We start from the raw sequence: 17,059 nt of genomic DNA on the forward strand, positions 1-17,059 counted from the left end.
TCTGTGTTTCTTTTTCGTCATCCGCATCTCAGCGGCGACTTTTATAATGTATCACACTTCCTATCAACTTTGCAAGCACTTTTTTTAAAAAAAGTTTTTGATGTTTGTTTTGAAGTTTGATGGCCGCCGGTTGGCGGCATCACCTTCGAAAAGGAAGCGAAAATTAATTTACCATATACTGAGCAGTTTAGTCAACACTTTTTCTCAATATTAATGTTTGATTTGCGGAAACTTCCCGTTACGTGCATATTTGGAGAGTTCTTTCTGTGGGGCGAATCGGGCATACATGCGGAATACCGTTTTATATCGGTTAGCGATGGCTTGCCTGATGTTGTGGTCCAATCGTTGGTCGCTCAAATCCAGCAGCATTTCATCCAGTTCTTTTCGCAGTACGTAATCAAGCTCTTTGCACTCTTTTTCGTTGAATAGCATTCCCAGCATGATAGGACCTCCTTATATAGTTAGGTGAACAAGTAACGTCTCACTCGGAATAAAGCTGCTCTTGCCTATGTAAAGGTGATTCACCGTTTGGGGCGGAATCTTTAAACCGAATATACGCTGTCTGCACCTGATGAACGTCTTTTGCTCACGCAGCTGATCTCTTCACTCTGTTAAGCTGCTTTATTAGGTATGCACACTTTCCGGGAAAATTATGACATGAGCCACAACGTAATTGTACTTTCTATAATCGCAGCAGCAAGCAGCAATAGAACCACCCACAGAGATGCAGTACCCAGCTTGCGCCAAAAGCCGCGCCACTCCGCGCCTATCCCGCTTCTGCGTTCACTTCCTGCAAAGATGCCACCAAGACTTCTAAGCACCAGCCCGCCAAAAGCAAGACCATATCCGCAAGCGATGACAATGACCGGTATCTCGATAATTCCATGCGGAAGCAGCCCTTTCACGATCAAATCAAACAAACTCTCTCCGCTTGCCTCCACTACTTTAAGTAAAAATCCAATAACCATCCCATTGATGATCAGGAAGAAAAATGGAATAACACCCAGCAGCAGTCCCGAGAACATGACCAGCACGCTCTTAATGCTGTTGTTCAGAAAGATAAAAACAAAAAAGTTCCATTCCGGATTATCGGAAGCGCCCAGTTGCTGGCTGATCTCACCCAATCCTTGCAGCTGGCTTTTGAGGAATTGTTCGAATCCTTCCGAACTCCATCCCGCCACAATTCCAGCTATAAATAAGACGGTCGATAGCAGCAGCGCCTTCCTGATTGATTTTAAGTCCTTAAGAAAAATGCTAAATCGTAACATTCGCAACCTCCTAAATTGGTATAACTCACAAGTACGAGCATATGTTGAAAGTAAACAAGCTATTGCACACTGAAGGGAGAGGGGCGCACGTATTATGAATTCTTTTTATGTATTCAACGGCAGGAAGATTAAGCGGTTTTTCTTCGTTCTTGCCGCGGCTGTCTTTGCAATCGGCGTTATCTATGTGGAGAGCGATAACATCTCGGTCTTCTCCGAGAACAACCCGTCAGCGATTTACAGCGTGTCTACGGACAAGAAACAAATTGCCTTAACCTTTGACATCAGTTGGGGTGAAAAACGCGCAGAACCCATTTTACAGGCCTTAAAAGACAATGGTGTTCAGAAAGCAACCTTCTTCCTGTCTGCACCATGGAGCAAAACACATCCCGATATTGTCAATACGATTAAGGAAAACGGATATGAAATCGGGAGTCACGGCTTCAAGCACGACAACTACAGCACCCTCACTGATGAAGAGATCCGCAAGCAGATTACCTCGGCACATACTATTTTAACCGCAATGACGGGACAAGAACCCAAATTAATACGAATGCCGAATGGAGATTTTGACAAAAGAGTTCTCAGCATCGCGCAAAGCCTGAACTATACGGTTATTCAATGGGATACGGATTCCAGAGACTGGAAGAACATCGGCGTAGATAAAATTGTGGAGCGCGTGACCTCCAAAGCACATCCGGGCGATATTGTGCTGATGCATGCCAGCGACTCCGTAAAGCAGACGCATGAGGCACTGCCTCTGATCATTAAAGAGCTCCGCAACCAGGGGTATGAGTTCGTTACAGTAACGGACTTGCTTCAACAAGGAAGCACCCAAGGCACGGAGGTTCGAGATCAGGCTTCATTGCAGAAGAGCATTGAAGATGCTGGCGGACTATAAGATTAATGCTTGGTATCCCCCTGTAACCTCATATTGATTAACAAAAAAAGAGCTATGGTATTAGCTCTTTTTTTCGTCTTGTGTAACTTTATGAAGCGTCAGAATCTGGTATGCATTACAGATCAGCAAGGGTACCACCATAAATATAGTCGCGTTGCTTACTCCGATCTGAAGTACCCCGATAATCTCAACAATGGAAATCGCCATCATAAAGAAGAGAGTTGGAATCCACGCATTAGCATTCGTGCTCTTCACTTTTAGATAAGCAACCATAACTGCGATAATCAAAATTGCGATTCCCAAAATCAAATCCTGCTGCAAGCTTGTTGAACCCCCGACGAAAGTACGGAAGAACATCAGCTCCAGTAATGCAAGAACAGCGAGCACAATCTGAATGTATTGCCAGGTCTTCCTGCGGAATATGCCTATCCCCATATAATTCAGAGTCAGGTATGCAAAAAAGCCCATCTGGGAATACACACTCACGAGCGCCCCCGAGCCTAACAAAATCAACGGGTATATTAATACATCGGCCCATCCTGTGAATTCGATCGCACCATTAAACAGCTGCAGTATCAGACCTACAATTAATGCAGCAACTGCTCCAACGAGCAGCGTTTTCAAAAATAATTTAGACCACTTTCGTAAGCTCAACTAACTTCCACCCCCACAGATCATTATTTTACCAACGTTCACAATAAAAAACCATTCTGAATCCGACATATTTCCGCAAAACCATCGCATACTATCCGTAGAACCGTAAGAAAACATGTATCGATGTACTTATACAGAAGACAAAAGGAGGACAACGGTAATGAAGTGGCCGTTATTTCGTTTATGTTTTATCGTCTTCGTTGCTGCCATGGTGCTTACCGCTTGTGGTGCAGAACAAAGCTCGTCCCCGCAGCTTGGATATAAAGAAATCAAATCCATGGTGGTCGACATTCTGAAAACTGACGAAGGAAAAAAGGCAGTCGAAGAGGCGCTTGGCAGTGGATCTGGAGGTACCTCCAGCAGTGGGTCGATGGGAATGCGGATGATTTCCGCTCAATCGGGTGAACAGATTCGTACGGCTGTTAAGGATACACTAGTGTCGGACGAGTATAAAAAAGAAATCGAAAAGATTATGACCGACCCTAAATTTGCCGGTGATTTTGCCAAAGCGATCAATTCCGAAAGCAAACAGCTCCATATGCAGCTGATTAAAGATCCAACGTATCAAAAGGCCATTCAGGATATGCTGAAATCGCCGGATGTCATGAAATCGTTTCTTGAACTGACCAATACGCCGGACTATCGCAAACAGTCCATGACCGTAATGCAGGAAGCCATGCAAAATCCGCTCTTCCGTATGGAGGTTCTGGAGCTGCTCAAGTCGGTGGTGAAGGAAGAGCTTCAGCCTAAGGTAGAGAAAAAGAAACAGGGTGAAGGTCAAGCGCAGGGCGAGCAGGGCAGCGGTGGCGGAAGCAGTGAGAATGGCGGCGAAGGTGGAGAAGAGAGCGGTGAAAGCGGTGGCGGAGGTTAGACACATAGCTTCAAACAACAACAAGCTCCCTGTATGGGAGCTTGTTGTTTATATACATCAGTAATTTATTTGCGCTCGTTGTTGTCTTCAAGCTTGGACGTAATTCTTCTGGCTACTTCATCATAAATGACTGCACTCTCTGTTCCCGATTTATAAACGGATGGAGAGAAATCCGGCTCGGAAGGGTGATTGTCCGGTCCTCCTAACGGAAGCTGCGCGAGCAGTTCGGTATGAAGTGTCTCGGCCAGCTTTCCGCCGCCTCCACGGCCAAATACATAATCCTTCTCCCCACCGTGCGCACATACGTAGTATGACATATTCTCCACAACACCCAGTATTTCATGATCGGTCTGCAATGCCATTGCACCTGCTCTGGCTGCAACAAATGCGGCGGTTGCATGCGGAGTCGTTACGATAATCTCTTTACTCTGTGGAATCATCTGATGCACATCAAGAGCGACATCACCTGTGCCTGGAGGGAGATCCAGCAGCATGTAATCCAGTTCGCCCCACGCGACATCACTGAAGAACTGACGAAGCATTTTGCCAAGCATCGGTCCACGCCAAATCACAGGACTGTTCTCGCGGATGAAGAAACCCATCGACATGACTTTGACACCAAAACGCTCAACCGGAATAATCACGCCGTCTTCGGTCACGGTTGGCCCCTCTTCAATCCCCATCATGTCTGGCACGCTGAACCCATAAATATCAGCATCAATCAATCCTACCTTCTTGCCTTGACGAGCCAAGGCAGCAGCCAAATTCACAGTAACGGTGGATTTGCCTACCCCGCCTTTACCGCTGGCTACCGCAATAAAATGGATCCCTGACTGCTCGCTCAGGAGAGTGTTATCCTCCATGCCGGCAGCATGTCCCTTCGTCAACTTGTCCTCATTGCTTGGCTCTTTAGCACGCGCAGGTCCACCTGCATTACTGTCAAGAGGGCGCATTCGGATATGAATATCTTCCGCCCCCATGGCTTCAAGGATTTCTCGGATCTGCGCTTCCAGGGAAGCGCGTACATCTTCGCTGCTGTAAATCACAGATAACCGCACCGTGCTTTCCTTTACAACAATATCACGAATACGCTGGAGCTCCATCAAGCTCTTCCCAGTTTCGGGATCACGTAAAGGCTGGAGTATCTCCTGTACCGTTTCTCTAGTCAGCATATAAGCACCTCTGCTCTATGTAATGGAATAGATGTTTCAATATCGCGTCTATTATACCATTACTCTGCAGCTTGTGACGACTCGCTGATGGAATCGCCGGAGGAATAACGCAAAATTCCTTTGTAGACGGAAGCTGCGACCATTCTCTGATATTTCTCATCCCTGAGCAGTTCGGATTCCTGTGGATGGGACAAGAAACCTACCTCCACCAGCGCAGACGGCATGCGCAGAGCTTGCAGCAAAAATATTTTATCGTCCGTTTTTGCCAGACGCTGCGTGTTCTCCAGATTGTTCCTGATCTCATCCTGGATTAATTCAGCCAGCTTTTTGCTGTCCCCATTATTCGGAGGAAAAAACGTCTGTGCCCCTCTCCAGCGATTGGACGGAATGCTGTTCAGATGCATGCTGATAAACATATCCGCCTTGCTGTCTTCAATCTTCCGCACACGCTGCTTGAGATCCTCTGTTTTCCGTTTGGAATACCCCTTCGTGCTTTCTGCAGCGAGGTCGTAGTCTCCTTCTCTTGTCAGGATGACAAGAGCTCCGGCTTGCTGCAAGTAATCACGTAAATAGAGGGTTATGGCCAAGTTCACATCCTTCTCGATGACACCCTGCCGGCTTACCGCCCCACCATCAGGCCCACCATGTCCTGCATCGAGTGCGATGACTTTGCCGGAAAGCGGCAAACTCCAGGTATTGGACGTTTTGGCAGTTGGGATTTCGTACGTCACCACGATAATGAGCAGTGCCAGCAGCGCAATCCCTATTATGGTTTGCTTGATTCTCTTCAACGATATCCACACCGTAACCTTGTCCGATCTCCGCCTGGACATAACAAAACCACCTCGTCCCATGAGTTGTTCTACTCCATCATATGGGACAAGGTGGCTATTTATACCTTCTGTTATACCGTGATCTGTTCTTTCATACCCTCTATCAGCACTTGAGCAACTTCCGGACGTGTGAATTCCGGCGGCGGACAGAGACCTTCCCGGAGCAAACCACGCACCTTGGTTCCGGACAAGGTCAGATGGTTCTCTTTTGGATGCGGGCATGTTTTGCTTGAGGCCATGTTTCCACAGGTTGTGCAGAAGAAGCTGTGTTCGAAGAAAAGAGGTGTAATATCAAGCTCTTCCGCCGTGAAGTTTCTGAAAATTTCCTGCGCTTCATAGGTACCGTAATAATCGCCAACCCCCGCGTGATCCCGGCCGACGATAAAGTGGGTACATCCATAGTTTTTCCGAACGATCGCATGAAAAATAGCTTCTCTAGGGCCTGCGTAACGCATCGCAGCCGGGAATACACCCAGAAAGGTACGATCCTCAGGATAGTAATTCTCCAGCAATGTCAGATAACTCCTCATCCGTACATTAGCAGGGACATCGTCTGATTTGGTTTCCCCCACAAGCGGGTTTAAAAAAAGTGCATCCACAATTTCCATTGCACTCTTCTGGATGTACTCATGTGCACGATGAACCGGGTTACGTGTTTGAAAACCGACCACCGTATTCCAGCCCTTGGCTCTGAATTGTTCACGGGTTTCTGAAGGATCAAAATAAAACTCCCCAAACCTTGCCGGCTGCGGGCGGTTCAAAACTTGAATGGGGCCTCCTACGTAGATTGCCGATCGTTCAAAAAGTTTCTTTACACCAGGGTGCTCCGGATCGTCTGTCTTAAATACTTGAACAGCCTCGACTTGCTGATCTACCTGATAGATGCTCTCTACATCGATAACGCCGTAGATCACACCGTCCTCTTCTCCTACCAGCGCAGCTTTCTCGCCTACAACGAGGCTAGCCGCTGTATCCTCATCAACAGCCAGTGTGACTGGAATGCTCCACACCGTGCCATTAGATAAACGCATCGTGGATATCACTGACTTATAGTCCAACTCGTTAAGAAACCCTTGCAATGGCGAAAATGCCCCGACTCCAATGAGATCCAGGTCCGATATGCTCCAGGCGTTAACAGATATCTTAGACAAAGTGTCTGCCTGCTTCAATATAACGTCACGCTCTTCTCCGTGGGCTACCCGCTGTACCAGCGTACCTCCATGAGGGAGTATGGCTGTCATGAATGATTCCTCCTCTGTTGCTATGAATGAATTAACATCATTACTGGATTCTTATTTATGAAGTCCGCATTCCGTCTTCTCATGTCCTGACCAGCGTCCTGCACGCGGATCTTCCCCAGGAAAGACCTGCCGAGTGCAATACTCACAGCCAATGCTCGGATAATTCTGATCATGAAGCGGATTGTAGATAATATCGTTAGCACGGATATAATTCCACACGTCTTCACTTGTCCAAGCTGCAATGGGATTGAATTTGACCAAACCAAACTTCGTATCGTATTCGATCTTCTTCGAATTGGCACGAGTCGGAGCTTGATCCCTGCGGATTCCTGTAATCCACGCTTCATACTGGGACAGAATCCGAGTGAGCGGCTCTACCTTACGAATGTTACAGCACTCGTTCGGGCTAACCCTCCACAGTTCTTCCCCAAACTGAGCTGCCTGTTCTTCCGGCGTAATGAGAGGAGATACCTTTACAAACTCCAAGCTGTAGTGCTCTGCCATCCGGTCCCGAGTTTCATAGGTCTCCTTAAAATGAAAATCGGTATCCAGATAGAAAATATCTGTTGATGGGCTGATCTTCTGAATCATATCCACCAATACCACATCTTCTGCTCCAAAGCTGCAAGCGAACGTTATATTGGGAAATGTCTTGATCGCAAATGCTATAACTTCCTCAGCCGTTGCATGCTCAAGCTCTTCTGCCTGCACTCTGATTAAATCTTCTTTCTCCAGCAAATTCATGATTATGCCTCCCCCGTTATTAATCCCGATAATCCTACTGAAATAATATGAATTAAATACAGTATAAAACAATCCTAATAAATGTCAACCATCAAATCGACACCTTTAAAAACGAAAAAACCTTTCCTGCACTAGCAGGAAAGGTCTTCATGTTACCCCAATCTCCAAACATTTTGACAAATAGCAAACTTAGTCTACTGCCACGGCTGCCTCTGCAGCTTTGGCGGCAACAGGACTGGAACCTTTTCCATCCGTGTCCTCGGATTTTGGAGCAGGTGCCTGATTTGTCGTTCGCAGCGGAATTTCCTTCAAGAAGAAGACAAGCAGCAGTGCTACTGCCAGAACTACCGTACCTGTCAGGAACACCATGGACAATGTATTCCCAAGCGCATCACGGATCGTGTCGATCATTTGTACGAATAAAGGCTGTACATCAGCAGGAAGATTTGCCTGTGTCTGCTCGATGAGCGGCTTATTCATCAGTGTCTGCGGATTGGCGAAGGACAGCAACTGCTGCGCTAGCTGCGGATCCACAGAGCTAAAATCCGGCGCATTAGCCGATTGAAGTGATTCCTTCAGGTTCTTCGTCAGATTATTCGACATAACTGTACCCATAACCGCGATACCAATTGTACCTCCAAGATTACGGAACAATTGAGACGAAGCCGTTGCCACGCCAAGCTCCTGGTGAGATACCGCATTCTGAGTTGCTAAAGAGAAGACCGGCATGCCCAGACCCAAACCGATACCGAAAATCACGGTACTGATCACAGTAAGCCAGATATTGTCCATAAACACCATAATGCCCATGCCCACCATCATAATTGGAACTCCAATAAGTGCATAGCGTTTATACTTACCGCTCTTAGCGATAAGCTGGCCTGCTATCGCACTCATACCCATCATGAAAATCGACATAGGTATGGTTACATAACCCGCATATGTTGGTGAGATACCAAGTACGCCTTGAACATAGAAGGATATATAAATCATGGCACCCATCAAACCAAAGTTCATAAAGAATCCAATCAGATTGGATACCGTAACTACGCTGTTCTTAAACAAACTGAGCGGCAGAATCGGCTCTTTGGCTTTCATCTCGATAAAAATAAAGATGAGGGCCGATACAACCGAGCCTGCTATAAGACCGATAATTTCCGGTGACCCCCAAGGGTACTCCGTGCCCGCCCAAGAGAAAGCAAGCAGCAAGGGAACGATGGAAGTTGTAAGAAACAAGGAGCCCAGATAGTCAACGGACTGTCCTGTCTTGCGCTCAACCTTCGGAAATAACGACCAGATCATGATAAAGGCTACCACGCCCAGCGGCAGGAAGATCCAGAATAACCAGCGCCACTCAATGTTATCTACCAGGTATCCGCCAAGAGTTGGTCCAAGGACACTGGAGAAGCCGAATACGGCTGTCATGAGTCCCATCCACTTACCACGTTCTCGAGGTGGGAATAAGTCACCGACAGACATAAATGCTGTCGATTGGATTATACCGGCACCAATACCCTGAATACCGCGGTATATGATGAATTGGTACACATCTGTTGATGTACCCGTTAGAAAGGCCCCCAACATAAAAAATAATATACCTATTAAGATGAACGGTTTACGTCCAAACATATCAGACAGCTTACCAACCAGTATGGTTGCTATGGTTGATGTCAGCAAATAAATGTTGATGGTCCATGTATAATAATCCATGCCATCGAGAATAGCGATAATTCGCGGCATTGCCGTGCTTGTTATCGTCTGGTTAATGGCCGCGAAGAACATTGCGGCCATAATGGCTACCATAATTGAAACTTTACGTTTAAGCGTTAAATGCTCCATGCTCCACCTCTACCCATTTTGATTATCTATGTTTGACAGCATCAAGGAAAAAATCCGATTTAGATGCTCTATGTCTTCTTCAGAGAGATTGTCAAAGAACCCCTGAATCACTTCTTTTTGATCTCTTTTCACACTTCTAATGATCTCAAGCCCGGACTCCATAATCGTGATATTCACGACTCTGCGGTCATCCTCAGCACGCTCTTTCTGCAGATATCCTTCTGCGACCAATTTATCCGTCAGCCCCGTAATTGCCGGTGGGGTCAAGGACAAGGCCTCTGCAAGATCAGATACCTTTTGCGGCCCCCGCAATTTTAAAACATACAACACTTGAAATTGTGGGTATGTGACATTGTACTTTCCGGCACCTGATTTCTTCCATTCCTGCGATATGTTCTTTAGCAGGGCACGAAACATAGATGATACTTTGAAAATCTGTTCACTTTTATCCAACAATATCCCCCTTACCACATTCAAAATCATTTAATCAATTAATGATTAAATATTAATTATTTAAGTACTTAATTAATTTGCATTTATTAATATATCTCTATTTACATATCAAGTCAAGTGGTGATCGATGTCATTTTCAGCGGGATGGAGGTGCAATCGGTTCCTATATCCTCAGGTTGTGCACATCATGTGCACAACCTGCTTTATTTGATGTGATATCACATGTTTCACCTGCGGTTATGTGCATATCATTGTGGACAAACATAAAAAAGCTCTTGACCATAATTGGCCAAGAGCTTGGTAGATCGAGAATATTAACGTTTCGAGAACTGAGGTGCGCGACGAGCTGCTTTAAGACCGTATTTTTTACGTTCTTTCATACGTGGGTCGCGAGTCAGGAATCCAGCTCTTTTCAGAGAAGGACGGAATTCAGGATCTGCTTTCAGAAGAGCACGGGAGATACCGTGACGGATTGCTCCAGCTTGACCGGAGATGCCGCCACCGTGTGCGATGACAAGCACGTCATATTTGCCCAGTGTTTCTGTCAGATTCAAAGGTTGTTTAACGATCAGTTTGAGTGTTTCCAAACCGAAGTACTCATTAATATCACGTTTATTGATGACAATTCGTCCTTCACCCGGTACGAGGCGTACACGTGCTACCGAATGTTTACGACGACCTGTCCCATAGTATTGTACTTGTGCCATGAAACTGTCCTCCTTTTTAATTAACCGCGAAGTTCGTAAGCTTCTGGTTTTTGTGCTTCATGTGGATGCGCTGCGCCTGCATATGCTTTCAGTCTCAGCTTCATTTTTTCGCCCATGCGAGTTTTAGGAAGCATGCCGTGAACCGCACTTTCGATTACACGCTCTGGGTATTTAGCAATCAGGTCTTGAGCAACAGTTACTTTCAATCCACCTGGGTGCAGGGAGTGACGATAGTATTTCTTGTTCTCCATCTTTTTGCCAGTGAGGTGGATCTTCTCGGAATTGATAACAACCACGAAATCCCCTGTGTCAACATGTGGAGTGAATTGAGGCTTATGTTTGCCGCGGATCAAAGCCGCAACTTCACTTGCTAAACGGCCAAGCGTCTTGCCTTCGGCATCAACGATGTACCATTTGCGCTCAACTTCATTTGGCTTCGCCATATAGGTGGTACGCATGTATAGTTCCTCCTTGTATTCGTCCGAAAATCATCATTAATTTTCATTATTTATCTTCGTTCATGTGTAAAGCATTGTCATGGTGTTGCAGTCTTGCAATCGGCGTTTTCTTAACCGGGGCTGTGGGAGAGCCGTTAAGAAAACACAACTTATATAATACAGGATTACGCCCACTTACGCAAGTGTTTTTTAGGTTTACTACCTGAAACCTTGCGCATTACCGCCAGAACATCAGAATTCCTGAAGCGGATTCTCATTCCCGGTGATATCGTATTCCACTTCCCACAACATCAGGCCCTTGCCCATGGCTGTAGGCCCGGCTGCTGCCCGGTTCTTGGCCTCCAGTATGATCTTCATATCATCCGGATGACGCTTGCCTTCCCCGACCTCAATCAGCGTGCCCATGATAATTCGAACCATATGCTGCAGAAACCCATTCCCGGATAAGTACGTATGAATGACCCCCTGATCTCTAGTGCCGGGGCGGCACATCGAGGTATCCCTCTCAAACCAGGCATCAAATATAGTTCGTACATGGGACGATTTCGTCGACTTCCGCGACGCAAACGTTGTATAGTCATACGTTCCGATCAGATGACGAAGTCCCTGCTCCATCGCTGGGATATCTAGTTGTCCATAATGATGGATCTGATAGCGGCGATTGAATAAGTCCGGATGCTGATTCGCATTGATCGTATAGCGGTAGGTTTTGCGTTTGGCTGCATGGCGGGAATGAAATTCCAGAGGTACCTCCATCGCATCCGAAACTACGATATCTTCCGGCAACCAGGTGTTTAATGCCATACACCAACGCTCCAAGGGAATTGGAGAAGCTGTGTAGAAATTGAATACTTGGGCGCGTGCATGCACCCCAGCATCCGTCCGGCCAGAAGCAGTAATCTTGAGCTGTTCTCCGGACAAGCGATGAATTGCTTCCTCCAAATAATCCTGAATCGTGTGGCCACCGGGCTGGGTCTGAAAGCCGTTATAATCGGTACCGTCGTAACTGACCCTCATCAGAAGATTACGCATTGCTGGCCTCCTGAGTGCTTTTTAGCTCAGTATTTCCAAGGCTCGTTCTACTGAGGCGTTTTGACGCCTTCACTTATTCGGAGCTATTGGGATACCAGCCTAAAGCCAATACACATTATCAAAAAAAGAGCCCCATAGGAGCTCCTTTTCATCATGTTAAGCCGAACCCTTCGAGTCAGCCACATGACTAGAAGGTCCCCGTTATTACTGCCCATGGAGTAGTCGAGACGAGTCGAACCAGATGATCGACTATATCTCGCACCACTTCCCGTTCATGGCTCTAAGAATAAACCTCTACAGAGCCGGGCATACATAACTACAGTCACTTCAATGGAACAAAGCTAAATTACGCGCGATCCACCAGTTCCAAGAAAACCATTGGAGCTGCGTCACCACGACGAGGACCCAGCTTCAGGATACGAGTGTATCCGCCTGGACGCTCGGAGTAACGTGGAGCGATTTCGGAGAACAATTTTTGAATTGCATCTTGTTCGCCATCTACTGTTTCACGACGCACGAATGCAGCTACTTGACGACGAGCGTGCAGATCACCTTTTTTTGCTTTTGTGATCAGTTTCTCAGCGATCGAACGAACTTCTTTCGCTTTGGCTTCTGTCGTTTGAATGCGTTCATATAAGAAAAGGTCGGTTACCAGGTCACGGAACAACGCTTTACGCGCACTGGAATCGCGGCCCAACTTTTGGTATGCCATGTGTTTTTCCCTCCTTTGCTAAGCTAAGCCGAATCTATGCTATTCTTCCGTACGAAGTCCCAGGCCCAACTCTTCAAGCTTCTCTTGAACTTCCTCCAAGGATTTGCGTCCGAGGTTCCGGACTTTCATCATATCCTCTTCGGTTTTCGTAGTCAGCTCTTGTACCGTATTAATGCCGGCACGTTTTAAGCAGTTGTAGGAACGAACGGAAAGATCCAGCTCTTCGATCGTCATTTCAAGCACTTTTTCTTTCTTGTCTTCTTCTTTCTCAACCATGATCTCTGCATCCTTGGCTTCGTCGGTCAGACCCACGAAGAGGAACAGATGCTCGGTCAAGATTTTCGCGCCGAGACTAACGGCTTCTTCTGGGCGAATGCTGCCATCCGTCCAAATTTCAAGCGTCAGTTTGTCGTAGTTAGTCACTTGACCAACACGCGTATTTTCCACGCCGTAGTTCACACGGCTAATCGGAGTGTAGATCGAATCGACGGGAATGACGCCGATAGGCTGGTCATCGCGTTTGTTCCGATCCGCCTGGACATAGCCACGACCGCGACTGGCAAAAATACGCATATGAAGTCTTGCACCAGGGCCGAGCGTTGCAATATGAAGATCTGGATTCAGAATCTCCACATCACTATCCGCACGGATATCACCAGCAGTAACAACCCCTTCACCTTCCGCATCAATCTCGAACACTTTCTCTTCATCGGAATGAATTTTCAGAGACAAAGCTTTCAGGTTCAGGATGACTTCGGTCACGTCTTCCATGACACCCGGAATCGTGGAAAATTCATGAAGTACGCCATCGATTTGAATCGATGTAACTGCAGCGCCCGGGAGTGAGGACAGCAGGATGCGGCGAAGCGAGTTCCCCAGCGTCGTGCCGTATCCTCTCTCTAGAGGCTCAACAACGAATTTCCCATAGGTTCCTTCTTCATTGACATCAACGGTCTCAATTTTCGGCTTTTCGATTTCAATCACGCAAGTACCCCTCCTTCAAACGTCGCTCCTATATGAAACTGTCATCTTATCCAGTAATCCATGTAGTAGTATGCCTAAACAACCATTATTAGCAGATTGCAACGGATTTATACCACATTAACAGGATGACTTCATTATACGCGACGACGTTTTGGTGGGCGGCATCCGTTATGTGGAATTGGTGTAACGTCTTTGATCAGGTTTACTTCGAGACCTGCTGCTTGCAGAGAACGAATTGCTGCTTCACGACCAGCACCAGGACCTTTAACCATTACTTCCACCGCTTTCATACCGTGTTCCATAGCCGCTTTGGCAGCTGATTCAGCAGCCATTTGCGCAGCGAACGGGGTCGACTTACGGGAACCTTTAAATCCAAGGCCGCCGGAGCTTGCCCAAGAAATCGCGTTTCCGTGAGGATCCGTAATCGTTACGATTGTATTGTTGAATGTGGAGCGAATATGAGCCACGCCACTTTCAATATTTTTGCGGTCACGACGTTTAGTACGTACGACTTTTTTTGGTTTAGCCATTGTCTATTATCCCCCTTTCTTATTTCTTCTTGTTCGCTACGGTACGACGAGGACCTTTACGTGTACGAGCATTCGTTTTAGTACGTTGACCACGAACAGGCAATCCACGACGGTGACGAATACCGCGGTAGCAGCCGATCTCCGTGAGACGTTTAATATTCAAGGAAATTTCACGACGCAGGTCACCTTCAACCTTAACCATACCGTCGATCGTTTCGCGCAATTTGCTGACTTCATCTTCTGTCAAATCACGGACACGAGTGTCCGCATTGATTCCAGTTTCTTTCAATACTTTCTGGGAAGTCGTTTTACCGATTCCGAAAATGTAAGTCAAGGCGATCTCAACGCGTTTGTCACGTGGCAAATCCACACCAGCTATACGAGCCATTTTACGCTACACCCCCTTCTTTAACCTTGTTTTTGTTTGTGTTTCGGATTTTCACAGATAACCATTACGTTCCCTTTGCGGCGAATGACTTTGCATTTTTCGCAAATAGGCTTTACAGAAGGTCTTACCTTCATGCTAATTACCTCCTCGTAGTTTTACGTTGTAAAACCAGCTTCGAAACTAAAGTAGTTTGTAACCGCTGCTGAGTTTTACGTCAGTAAAACCGCTTCGCAGCTTTCCTTGATTCCCCAGGGGAACCTTGAATCTATTTACGGTACGTGATACGACCTTTGGTTAAATCATACGGCGAGAGTTGAACAACCACTTTGTCTCCTGTAAGGATACGGATAAAGTGCATCCGCAGCTTCCCGGATACATGAGCGAGAATCTGATGACCATTCTCCAGCTCGACTTTAAAGGTAGCATTCGGCAACGGCTCAATAACCGTCCCTTCGACTTCAATGACATCTTCTTTAGCCACAGTTAGTCTCCTTTCTGATTTGCCTTGGATTTATCGGATACAAACCGGCTCAGTGCAAAACGCAGCTTACCGTTTGTGACCCGACCGCTTTCTTGCAAACTGTTTACCACTTCACTGCTGATGATGGATAGGGGCTCCAGATGAAGAACATTCTTCTTCTTCGCTCCGTCAAACTTGCGTTTGTCTCCATCCGCGATCCACACGAACCTGCTGTCCTCAATTGAGACGATAACGGCATACTGACCGGCATCTCTGCCTTTCAGTATCTTAACGATCTGTCCGGTCTGAAACGTGATTTCGTTATTCAAGTCCATCACCCTATTCCGGCAGCTTCGTCAAAATTTCCATGCCATCCGGAGTGACTGCCACCGTGTGCTCGAAGTGGGCACATAGCGAGCCGTCTACCGTTACAACCGTCCAGTTGTCTTCCAGCGTCTTCACATTCCGTTTACCCGCGTTGACCATCGGCTCAATCGCGAGCACCATGCCCGGTTTGAGTCTTGGACCGCGGTCAGGTATGCCATAGTTCGGAATTTGCGGATCCTCATGCAGATCGGTACCCACACCATGACCAACGTATTCCCGGACAACAGAGAAACCTGCATCCTCGATATGACGCTGTATGGCATGAGAAATCGTAAACAAGCGGACATCAGGTTTGATTAGCGCAAGTCCAGCATAGAGCGATCCTTCCGTTACGTCCAGCAGACGCTGGGCTTCTTCGGAAATCTCTCCTACAGCGTAGGTCCATGCCGAGTCACCGTGGTAACCCTGGTACTGTGCACCGATATCAAACGTAACGATATCGCCCTCGATTAATTTGCGTTTGCCTGGAAATCCATGCACCAATTCTTCGTTGACTGATGCGCAAATGCTGGAAGGAAATCCGTTGTAGCCTTTAAAAGATGGCACAGCGCCTTGGCTTCGAATGAACTTGTCGGCCATTAGGTCCAGTTCCCCGGTTGTAATGCCCGGTTCAACATGAGCGGCAAGGAGTTTGTGGCATTCCGCCACGATCCTTCCTGCTTCTCTCATCAAGCTCAGTTCCGTTTCGGATTTACAAATGATCATTATGCTTAACCTCTCAGTATAGACGCAATTTGTGCGGAAACCGCGTCGATTTCCTGATCACCGTCGATTTGACGCAAAAGACCTTTGTTCTCATAAAACGTGAGGAGTGGTGCAGTTTTGTTGATATATTCGTCTAAACGAATGCCGACGCTCTCTTCGTTATCATCGGAGCGTTGGTACAATTCGCCGCCGCATTTATCACAAATGCCTTCCTGTTTAGGAGGATTAAAGATCACATGATAAGTCGAACCGCAGTTTTTGCAAATCCGGCGACCAGTAAGGCGAGCCAGAAGCTTTTCACGATCAACTTTCAGGTTGATGACGTGATTGAGACCTGTATTCAAGCGGGCGAGAATGTCATCCAGCGCTTCCGCTTGCGAAAGGGTTCTTGGAAAACCGTCCAATAAAAAACCTTTTTCGCAATCGGACTGCTGCAGACGTTCTTCCACAATACCGATCGTTACGTCATCCGGTACCAGCAGACCCTGATCCATGAATTCCTTCGCTTTAATCCCGATGGGAGTTCCTTGTTTAATCGCCAGACGAAATGCATCGCCTGTTGAGATATGAGGAATTCCGAATTCATTCACGATGTTTTCTGCTTGTGTTCCTTTTCCTGCCCCAGGAGGACCCATGAATAAGATGTTCACCTTACGTCACTCCCTCCCCTTGATTGACTAGCAAGAACAACACAATAGGCGCCGGGAAGCAGACTGACCACTC

The 17,059-nt window shown here is 46.9% G+C and carries 23 protein-coding genes; 2 read left to right on the forward strand and 21 right to left on the reverse strand.

All coding sequences use genetic code 11. The features are described 5' to 3' along the window. Window positions 1–210 precede the first annotated feature (210 nt). Entirely contained in the window at window positions 211–441 is a 231-nt protein-coding gene (locus PGL02S_RS25030; RefSeq protein WP_006212879.1) for a hypothetical protein, read from the reverse strand. A gap of 209 nt (window positions 442–650) precedes the next feature. After that, window positions 651–1,268 (reverse strand): stage II sporulation protein M, encoded by a 618-nt coding sequence (locus tag PGL02S_RS25035; RefSeq protein ID WP_036638449.1) that lies wholly within the window; start codon window positions 1,266–1,268, stop codon window positions 651–653. Between the two features lie 94 nt (window positions 1,269–1,362). On the opposite strand from PGL02S_RS25035, the gene pdaB reads away from it, so the two are divergent. After that, the gene (gene pdaB / locus PGL02S_RS25040; RefSeq protein ID WP_006212881.1) at window positions 1,363–2,166 is read left to right on the forward strand and encodes a polysaccharide deacetylase family sporulation protein PdaB; all 804 of its coding nucleotides are present in this window, start codon (window positions 1,363–1,365) and stop codon (window positions 2,164–2,166) included. Window positions 2,167–2,226: 60 nt separating this feature from the next. On the opposite strand, the gene PGL02S_RS25045 is transcribed toward pdaB, so the two are convergent. Further along, window positions 2,227–2,820, reverse strand: coding sequence for a KinB-signaling pathway activation protein (locus PGL02S_RS25045; RefSeq protein ID WP_036638446.1), 594 nt, complete (start codon window positions 2,818–2,820; stop codon window positions 2,227–2,229). Between the two features lie 160 nt (window positions 2,821–2,980). Here PGL02S_RS25045 and gerD point away from each other — a divergent pair, with 160 nt between their 5' ends. After that, a complete protein-coding gene (gene gerD / locus PGL02S_RS25050) occupies window positions 2,981–3,691 on the forward strand; it encodes a spore germination lipoprotein GerD (protein WP_006212883.1) in 711 nt (236 codons plus the stop codon). A gap of 65 nt (window positions 3,692–3,756) precedes the next feature. Here gerD and PGL02S_RS25055 read toward each other — a convergent pair whose 3' ends face one another. From PGL02S_RS25055 to PGL02S_RS25140, 18 genes are all read right to left on the reverse strand, one after another. Further along, window positions 3,757–4,863 carry an Mrp/NBP35 family ATP-binding protein gene (locus PGL02S_RS25055; RefSeq protein ID WP_036638440.1) on the reverse strand — a complete coding sequence of 369 codons (1,107 nt, stop codon included), beginning with the start codon at window positions 4,861–4,863 and terminating at the stop codon, window positions 3,757–3,759. 59 nt (window positions 4,864–4,922) lie between these two features. Beyond that, complete coding sequence (cwlD, locus tag PGL02S_RS25060) at window positions 4,923–5,696, reverse strand: N-acetylmuramoyl-L-alanine amidase CwlD (protein WP_006212886.1); 774 nt, start codon at window positions 5,694–5,696, stop codon at window positions 4,923–4,925. A gap of 71 nt (window positions 5,697–5,767) precedes the next feature. Then, window positions 5,768–6,937 (reverse strand): sulfate adenylyltransferase, encoded by a 1,170-nt coding sequence (gene sat, locus PGL02S_RS25065; protein ID WP_036638438.1) that lies wholly within the window; start codon window positions 6,935–6,937, stop codon window positions 5,768–5,770. A 51-nt stretch (window positions 6,938–6,988) separates the two neighbouring features. Beyond that, window positions 6,989–7,681, reverse strand: coding sequence for a phosphoadenylyl-sulfate reductase (locus PGL02S_RS25070; protein ID WP_006212888.1), 693 nt, complete (start codon window positions 7,679–7,681; stop codon window positions 6,989–6,991). Between the two features lie 189 nt (window positions 7,682–7,870). Next, window positions 7,871–9,520, reverse strand: coding sequence for an MDR family MFS transporter (locus PGL02S_RS25075; protein WP_036638436.1), 1,650 nt, complete (start codon window positions 9,518–9,520; stop codon window positions 7,871–7,873). A gap of 9 nt (window positions 9,521–9,529) precedes the next feature. Further along, window positions 9,530–9,973 carry a MarR family winged helix-turn-helix transcriptional regulator gene (locus PGL02S_RS25080; RefSeq protein ID WP_006212890.1) on the reverse strand — a complete coding sequence of 148 codons (444 nt, stop codon included), beginning with the start codon at window positions 9,971–9,973 and terminating at the stop codon, window positions 9,530–9,532. Between the two features lie 314 nt (window positions 9,974–10,287). After that, the gene (gene rpsI / locus PGL02S_RS25085) at window positions 10,288–10,680 is read right to left on the reverse strand and encodes a 30S ribosomal protein S9 (protein ID WP_006212891.1); all 393 of its coding nucleotides are present in this window, start codon (window positions 10,678–10,680) and stop codon (window positions 10,288–10,290) included. Between the two features lie 20 nt (window positions 10,681–10,700). Beyond that, window positions 10,701–11,138, reverse strand: coding sequence for a 50S ribosomal protein L13 (rplM, locus tag PGL02S_RS25090; RefSeq protein ID WP_006212892.1), 438 nt, complete (start codon window positions 11,136–11,138; stop codon window positions 10,701–10,703). 231 nt (window positions 11,139–11,369) lie between these two features. Continuing rightward, window positions 11,370–12,170 carry a tRNA pseudouridine(38-40) synthase TruA gene (gene truA / locus PGL02S_RS25095; protein ID WP_036638433.1) on the reverse strand — a complete coding sequence of 267 codons (801 nt, stop codon included), beginning with the start codon at window positions 12,168–12,170 and terminating at the stop codon, window positions 11,370–11,372. Window positions 12,171–12,516: 346 nt separating this feature from the next. Beyond that, window positions 12,517–12,882, reverse strand: coding sequence for a 50S ribosomal protein L17 (gene rplQ, locus PGL02S_RS25100; RefSeq protein WP_006212894.1), 366 nt, complete (start codon window positions 12,880–12,882; stop codon window positions 12,517–12,519). A 39-nt stretch (window positions 12,883–12,921) separates the two neighbouring features. After that, a complete protein-coding gene (locus PGL02S_RS25105; RefSeq protein WP_006212895.1) occupies window positions 12,922–13,866 on the reverse strand; it encodes a DNA-directed RNA polymerase subunit alpha in 945 nt (314 codons plus the stop codon). Window positions 13,867–14,000: 134 nt separating this feature from the next. Further along, on the reverse strand, window positions 14,001–14,396 hold the full coding sequence (rpsK, locus tag PGL02S_RS25110) for a 30S ribosomal protein S11 (RefSeq protein ID WP_006212896.1): 396 nt from the start codon (window positions 14,394–14,396) through the stop codon (window positions 14,001–14,003). Between the two features lie 19 nt (window positions 14,397–14,415). Further along, the gene (gene rpsM / locus PGL02S_RS25115) at window positions 14,416–14,784 is read right to left on the reverse strand and encodes a 30S ribosomal protein S13 (RefSeq protein ID WP_006212897.1); all 369 of its coding nucleotides are present in this window, start codon (window positions 14,782–14,784) and stop codon (window positions 14,416–14,418) included. Window positions 14,785–14,804: 20 nt separating this feature from the next. Further along, complete coding sequence (rpmJ, locus tag PGL02S_RS25120) at window positions 14,805–14,918, reverse strand: 50S ribosomal protein L36 (RefSeq protein WP_003333770.1); 114 nt, start codon at window positions 14,916–14,918, stop codon at window positions 14,805–14,807. 131 nt (window positions 14,919–15,049) lie between these two features. Further along, a complete protein-coding gene (infA, locus tag PGL02S_RS25125; protein ID WP_006212898.1) occupies window positions 15,050–15,265 on the reverse strand; it encodes a translation initiation factor IF-1 in 216 nt (71 codons plus the stop codon). A 2-nt stretch (window positions 15,266–15,267) separates the two neighbouring features. Then, complete coding sequence (locus tag PGL02S_RS25130; RefSeq protein ID WP_006212899.1) at window positions 15,268–15,579, reverse strand: KOW domain-containing RNA-binding protein; 312 nt, start codon at window positions 15,577–15,579, stop codon at window positions 15,268–15,270. 4 nt (window positions 15,580–15,583) lie between these two features. Then, window positions 15,584–16,336, reverse strand: coding sequence for a type I methionyl aminopeptidase (gene map / locus PGL02S_RS25135; RefSeq protein ID WP_006212900.1), 753 nt, complete (start codon window positions 16,334–16,336; stop codon window positions 15,584–15,586). A gap of 5 nt (window positions 16,337–16,341) precedes the next feature. Beyond that, window positions 16,342–16,986: an adenylate kinase gene (locus tag PGL02S_RS25140; protein WP_006212901.1), complete on the reverse strand. Its 645-nt coding sequence runs from the start codon at window positions 16,984–16,986 to the stop codon at window positions 16,342–16,344. Window positions 16,987–17,059 lie beyond the last annotated feature (73 nt).

Source organism: Paenibacillus glucanolyticus NBRC 15330, assembly GCF_004000885.1.
GTDB lineage: Bacteria > Bacillota > Bacilli > Paenibacillales > Paenibacillaceae > Paenibacillus_AQ > Paenibacillus_AQ glucanolyticus.

Excerpts from the sequence above, each read along its gene's own strand:
- PGL02S_RS25070 (WP_006212888.1), bottom strand. The coding sequence starts at position 7,681 with ATGAATTTGCTGGAGAAAGAAGATTTAATCAGAGTGCAGGCAGAAGAG.
- rpmJ (WP_003333770.1), bottom strand. The coding sequence starts at position 14,918 with ATGAAGGTAAGACCTTCTGTAAAGCCTATTTGCGAAAAATGCAAAGTC.
- rpsM (WP_006212897.1), bottom strand. The coding sequence starts at position 14,784 with ATGGCTCGTATAGCTGGTGTGGATTTGCCACGTGACAAACGCGTTGAG.
- PGL02S_RS25055 (WP_036638440.1), bottom strand. The coding sequence starts at position 4,863 with ATGCTGACTAGAGAAACGGTACAGGAGATACTCCAGCCTTTACGTGAT.
- truA (WP_036638433.1), bottom strand. The coding sequence starts at position 12,170 with ATGCGTAATCTTCTGATGAGGGTCAGTTACGACGGTACCGATTATAAC.
- PGL02S_RS25030 (WP_006212879.1), bottom strand. The coding sequence starts at position 441 with ATGCTGGGAATGCTATTCAACGAAAAAGAGTGCAAAGAGCTTGATTAC.
- PGL02S_RS25075 (WP_036638436.1), bottom strand. The coding sequence starts at position 9,520 with ATGGAGCATTTAACGCTTAAACGTAAAGTTTCAATTATGGTAGCCATT.
- rplQ (WP_006212894.1), bottom strand. The coding sequence starts at position 12,882 with ATGGCATACCAAAAGTTGGGCCGCGATTCCAGTGCGCGTAAAGCGTTG.
- PGL02S_RS25035 (WP_036638449.1), bottom strand. The coding sequence starts at position 1,268 with ATGTTACGATTTAGCATTTTTCTTAAGGACTTAAAATCAATCAGGAAG.
- cwlD (WP_006212886.1), bottom strand. The coding sequence starts at position 5,696 with ATGTCCAGGCGGAGATCGGACAAGGTTACGGTGTGGATATCGTTGAAG.
- map (WP_006212900.1), bottom strand. The coding sequence starts at position 16,336 with ATGATCATTTGTAAATCCGAAACGGAACTGAGCTTGATGAGAGAAGCA.
- pdaB (WP_006212881.1), top strand. The coding sequence starts at position 1,363 with ATGAATTCTTTTTATGTATTCAACGGCAGGAAGATTAAGCGGTTTTTC.
- rpsI (WP_006212891.1), bottom strand. The coding sequence starts at position 10,680 with ATGGCACAAGTACAATACTATGGGACAGGTCGTCGTAAACATTCGGTA.
- PGL02S_RS25130 (WP_006212899.1), bottom strand. The coding sequence starts at position 15,579 with ATGGACTTGAATAACGAAATCACGTTTCAGACCGGACAGATCGTTAAG.
- rpsK (WP_006212896.1), bottom strand. The coding sequence starts at position 14,396 with ATGGCTAAACCAAAAAAAGTCGTACGTACTAAACGTCGTGACCGCAAA.
- rplM (WP_006212892.1), bottom strand. The coding sequence starts at position 11,138 with ATGCGTACCACCTATATGGCGAAGCCAAATGAAGTTGAGCGCAAATGG.
- gerD (WP_006212883.1), top strand. The coding sequence starts at position 2,981 with ATGAAGTGGCCGTTATTTCGTTTATGTTTTATCGTCTTCGTTGCTGCC.
- sat (WP_036638438.1), bottom strand. The coding sequence starts at position 6,937 with ATGACAGCCATACTCCCTCATGGAGGTACGCTGGTACAGCGGGTAGCC.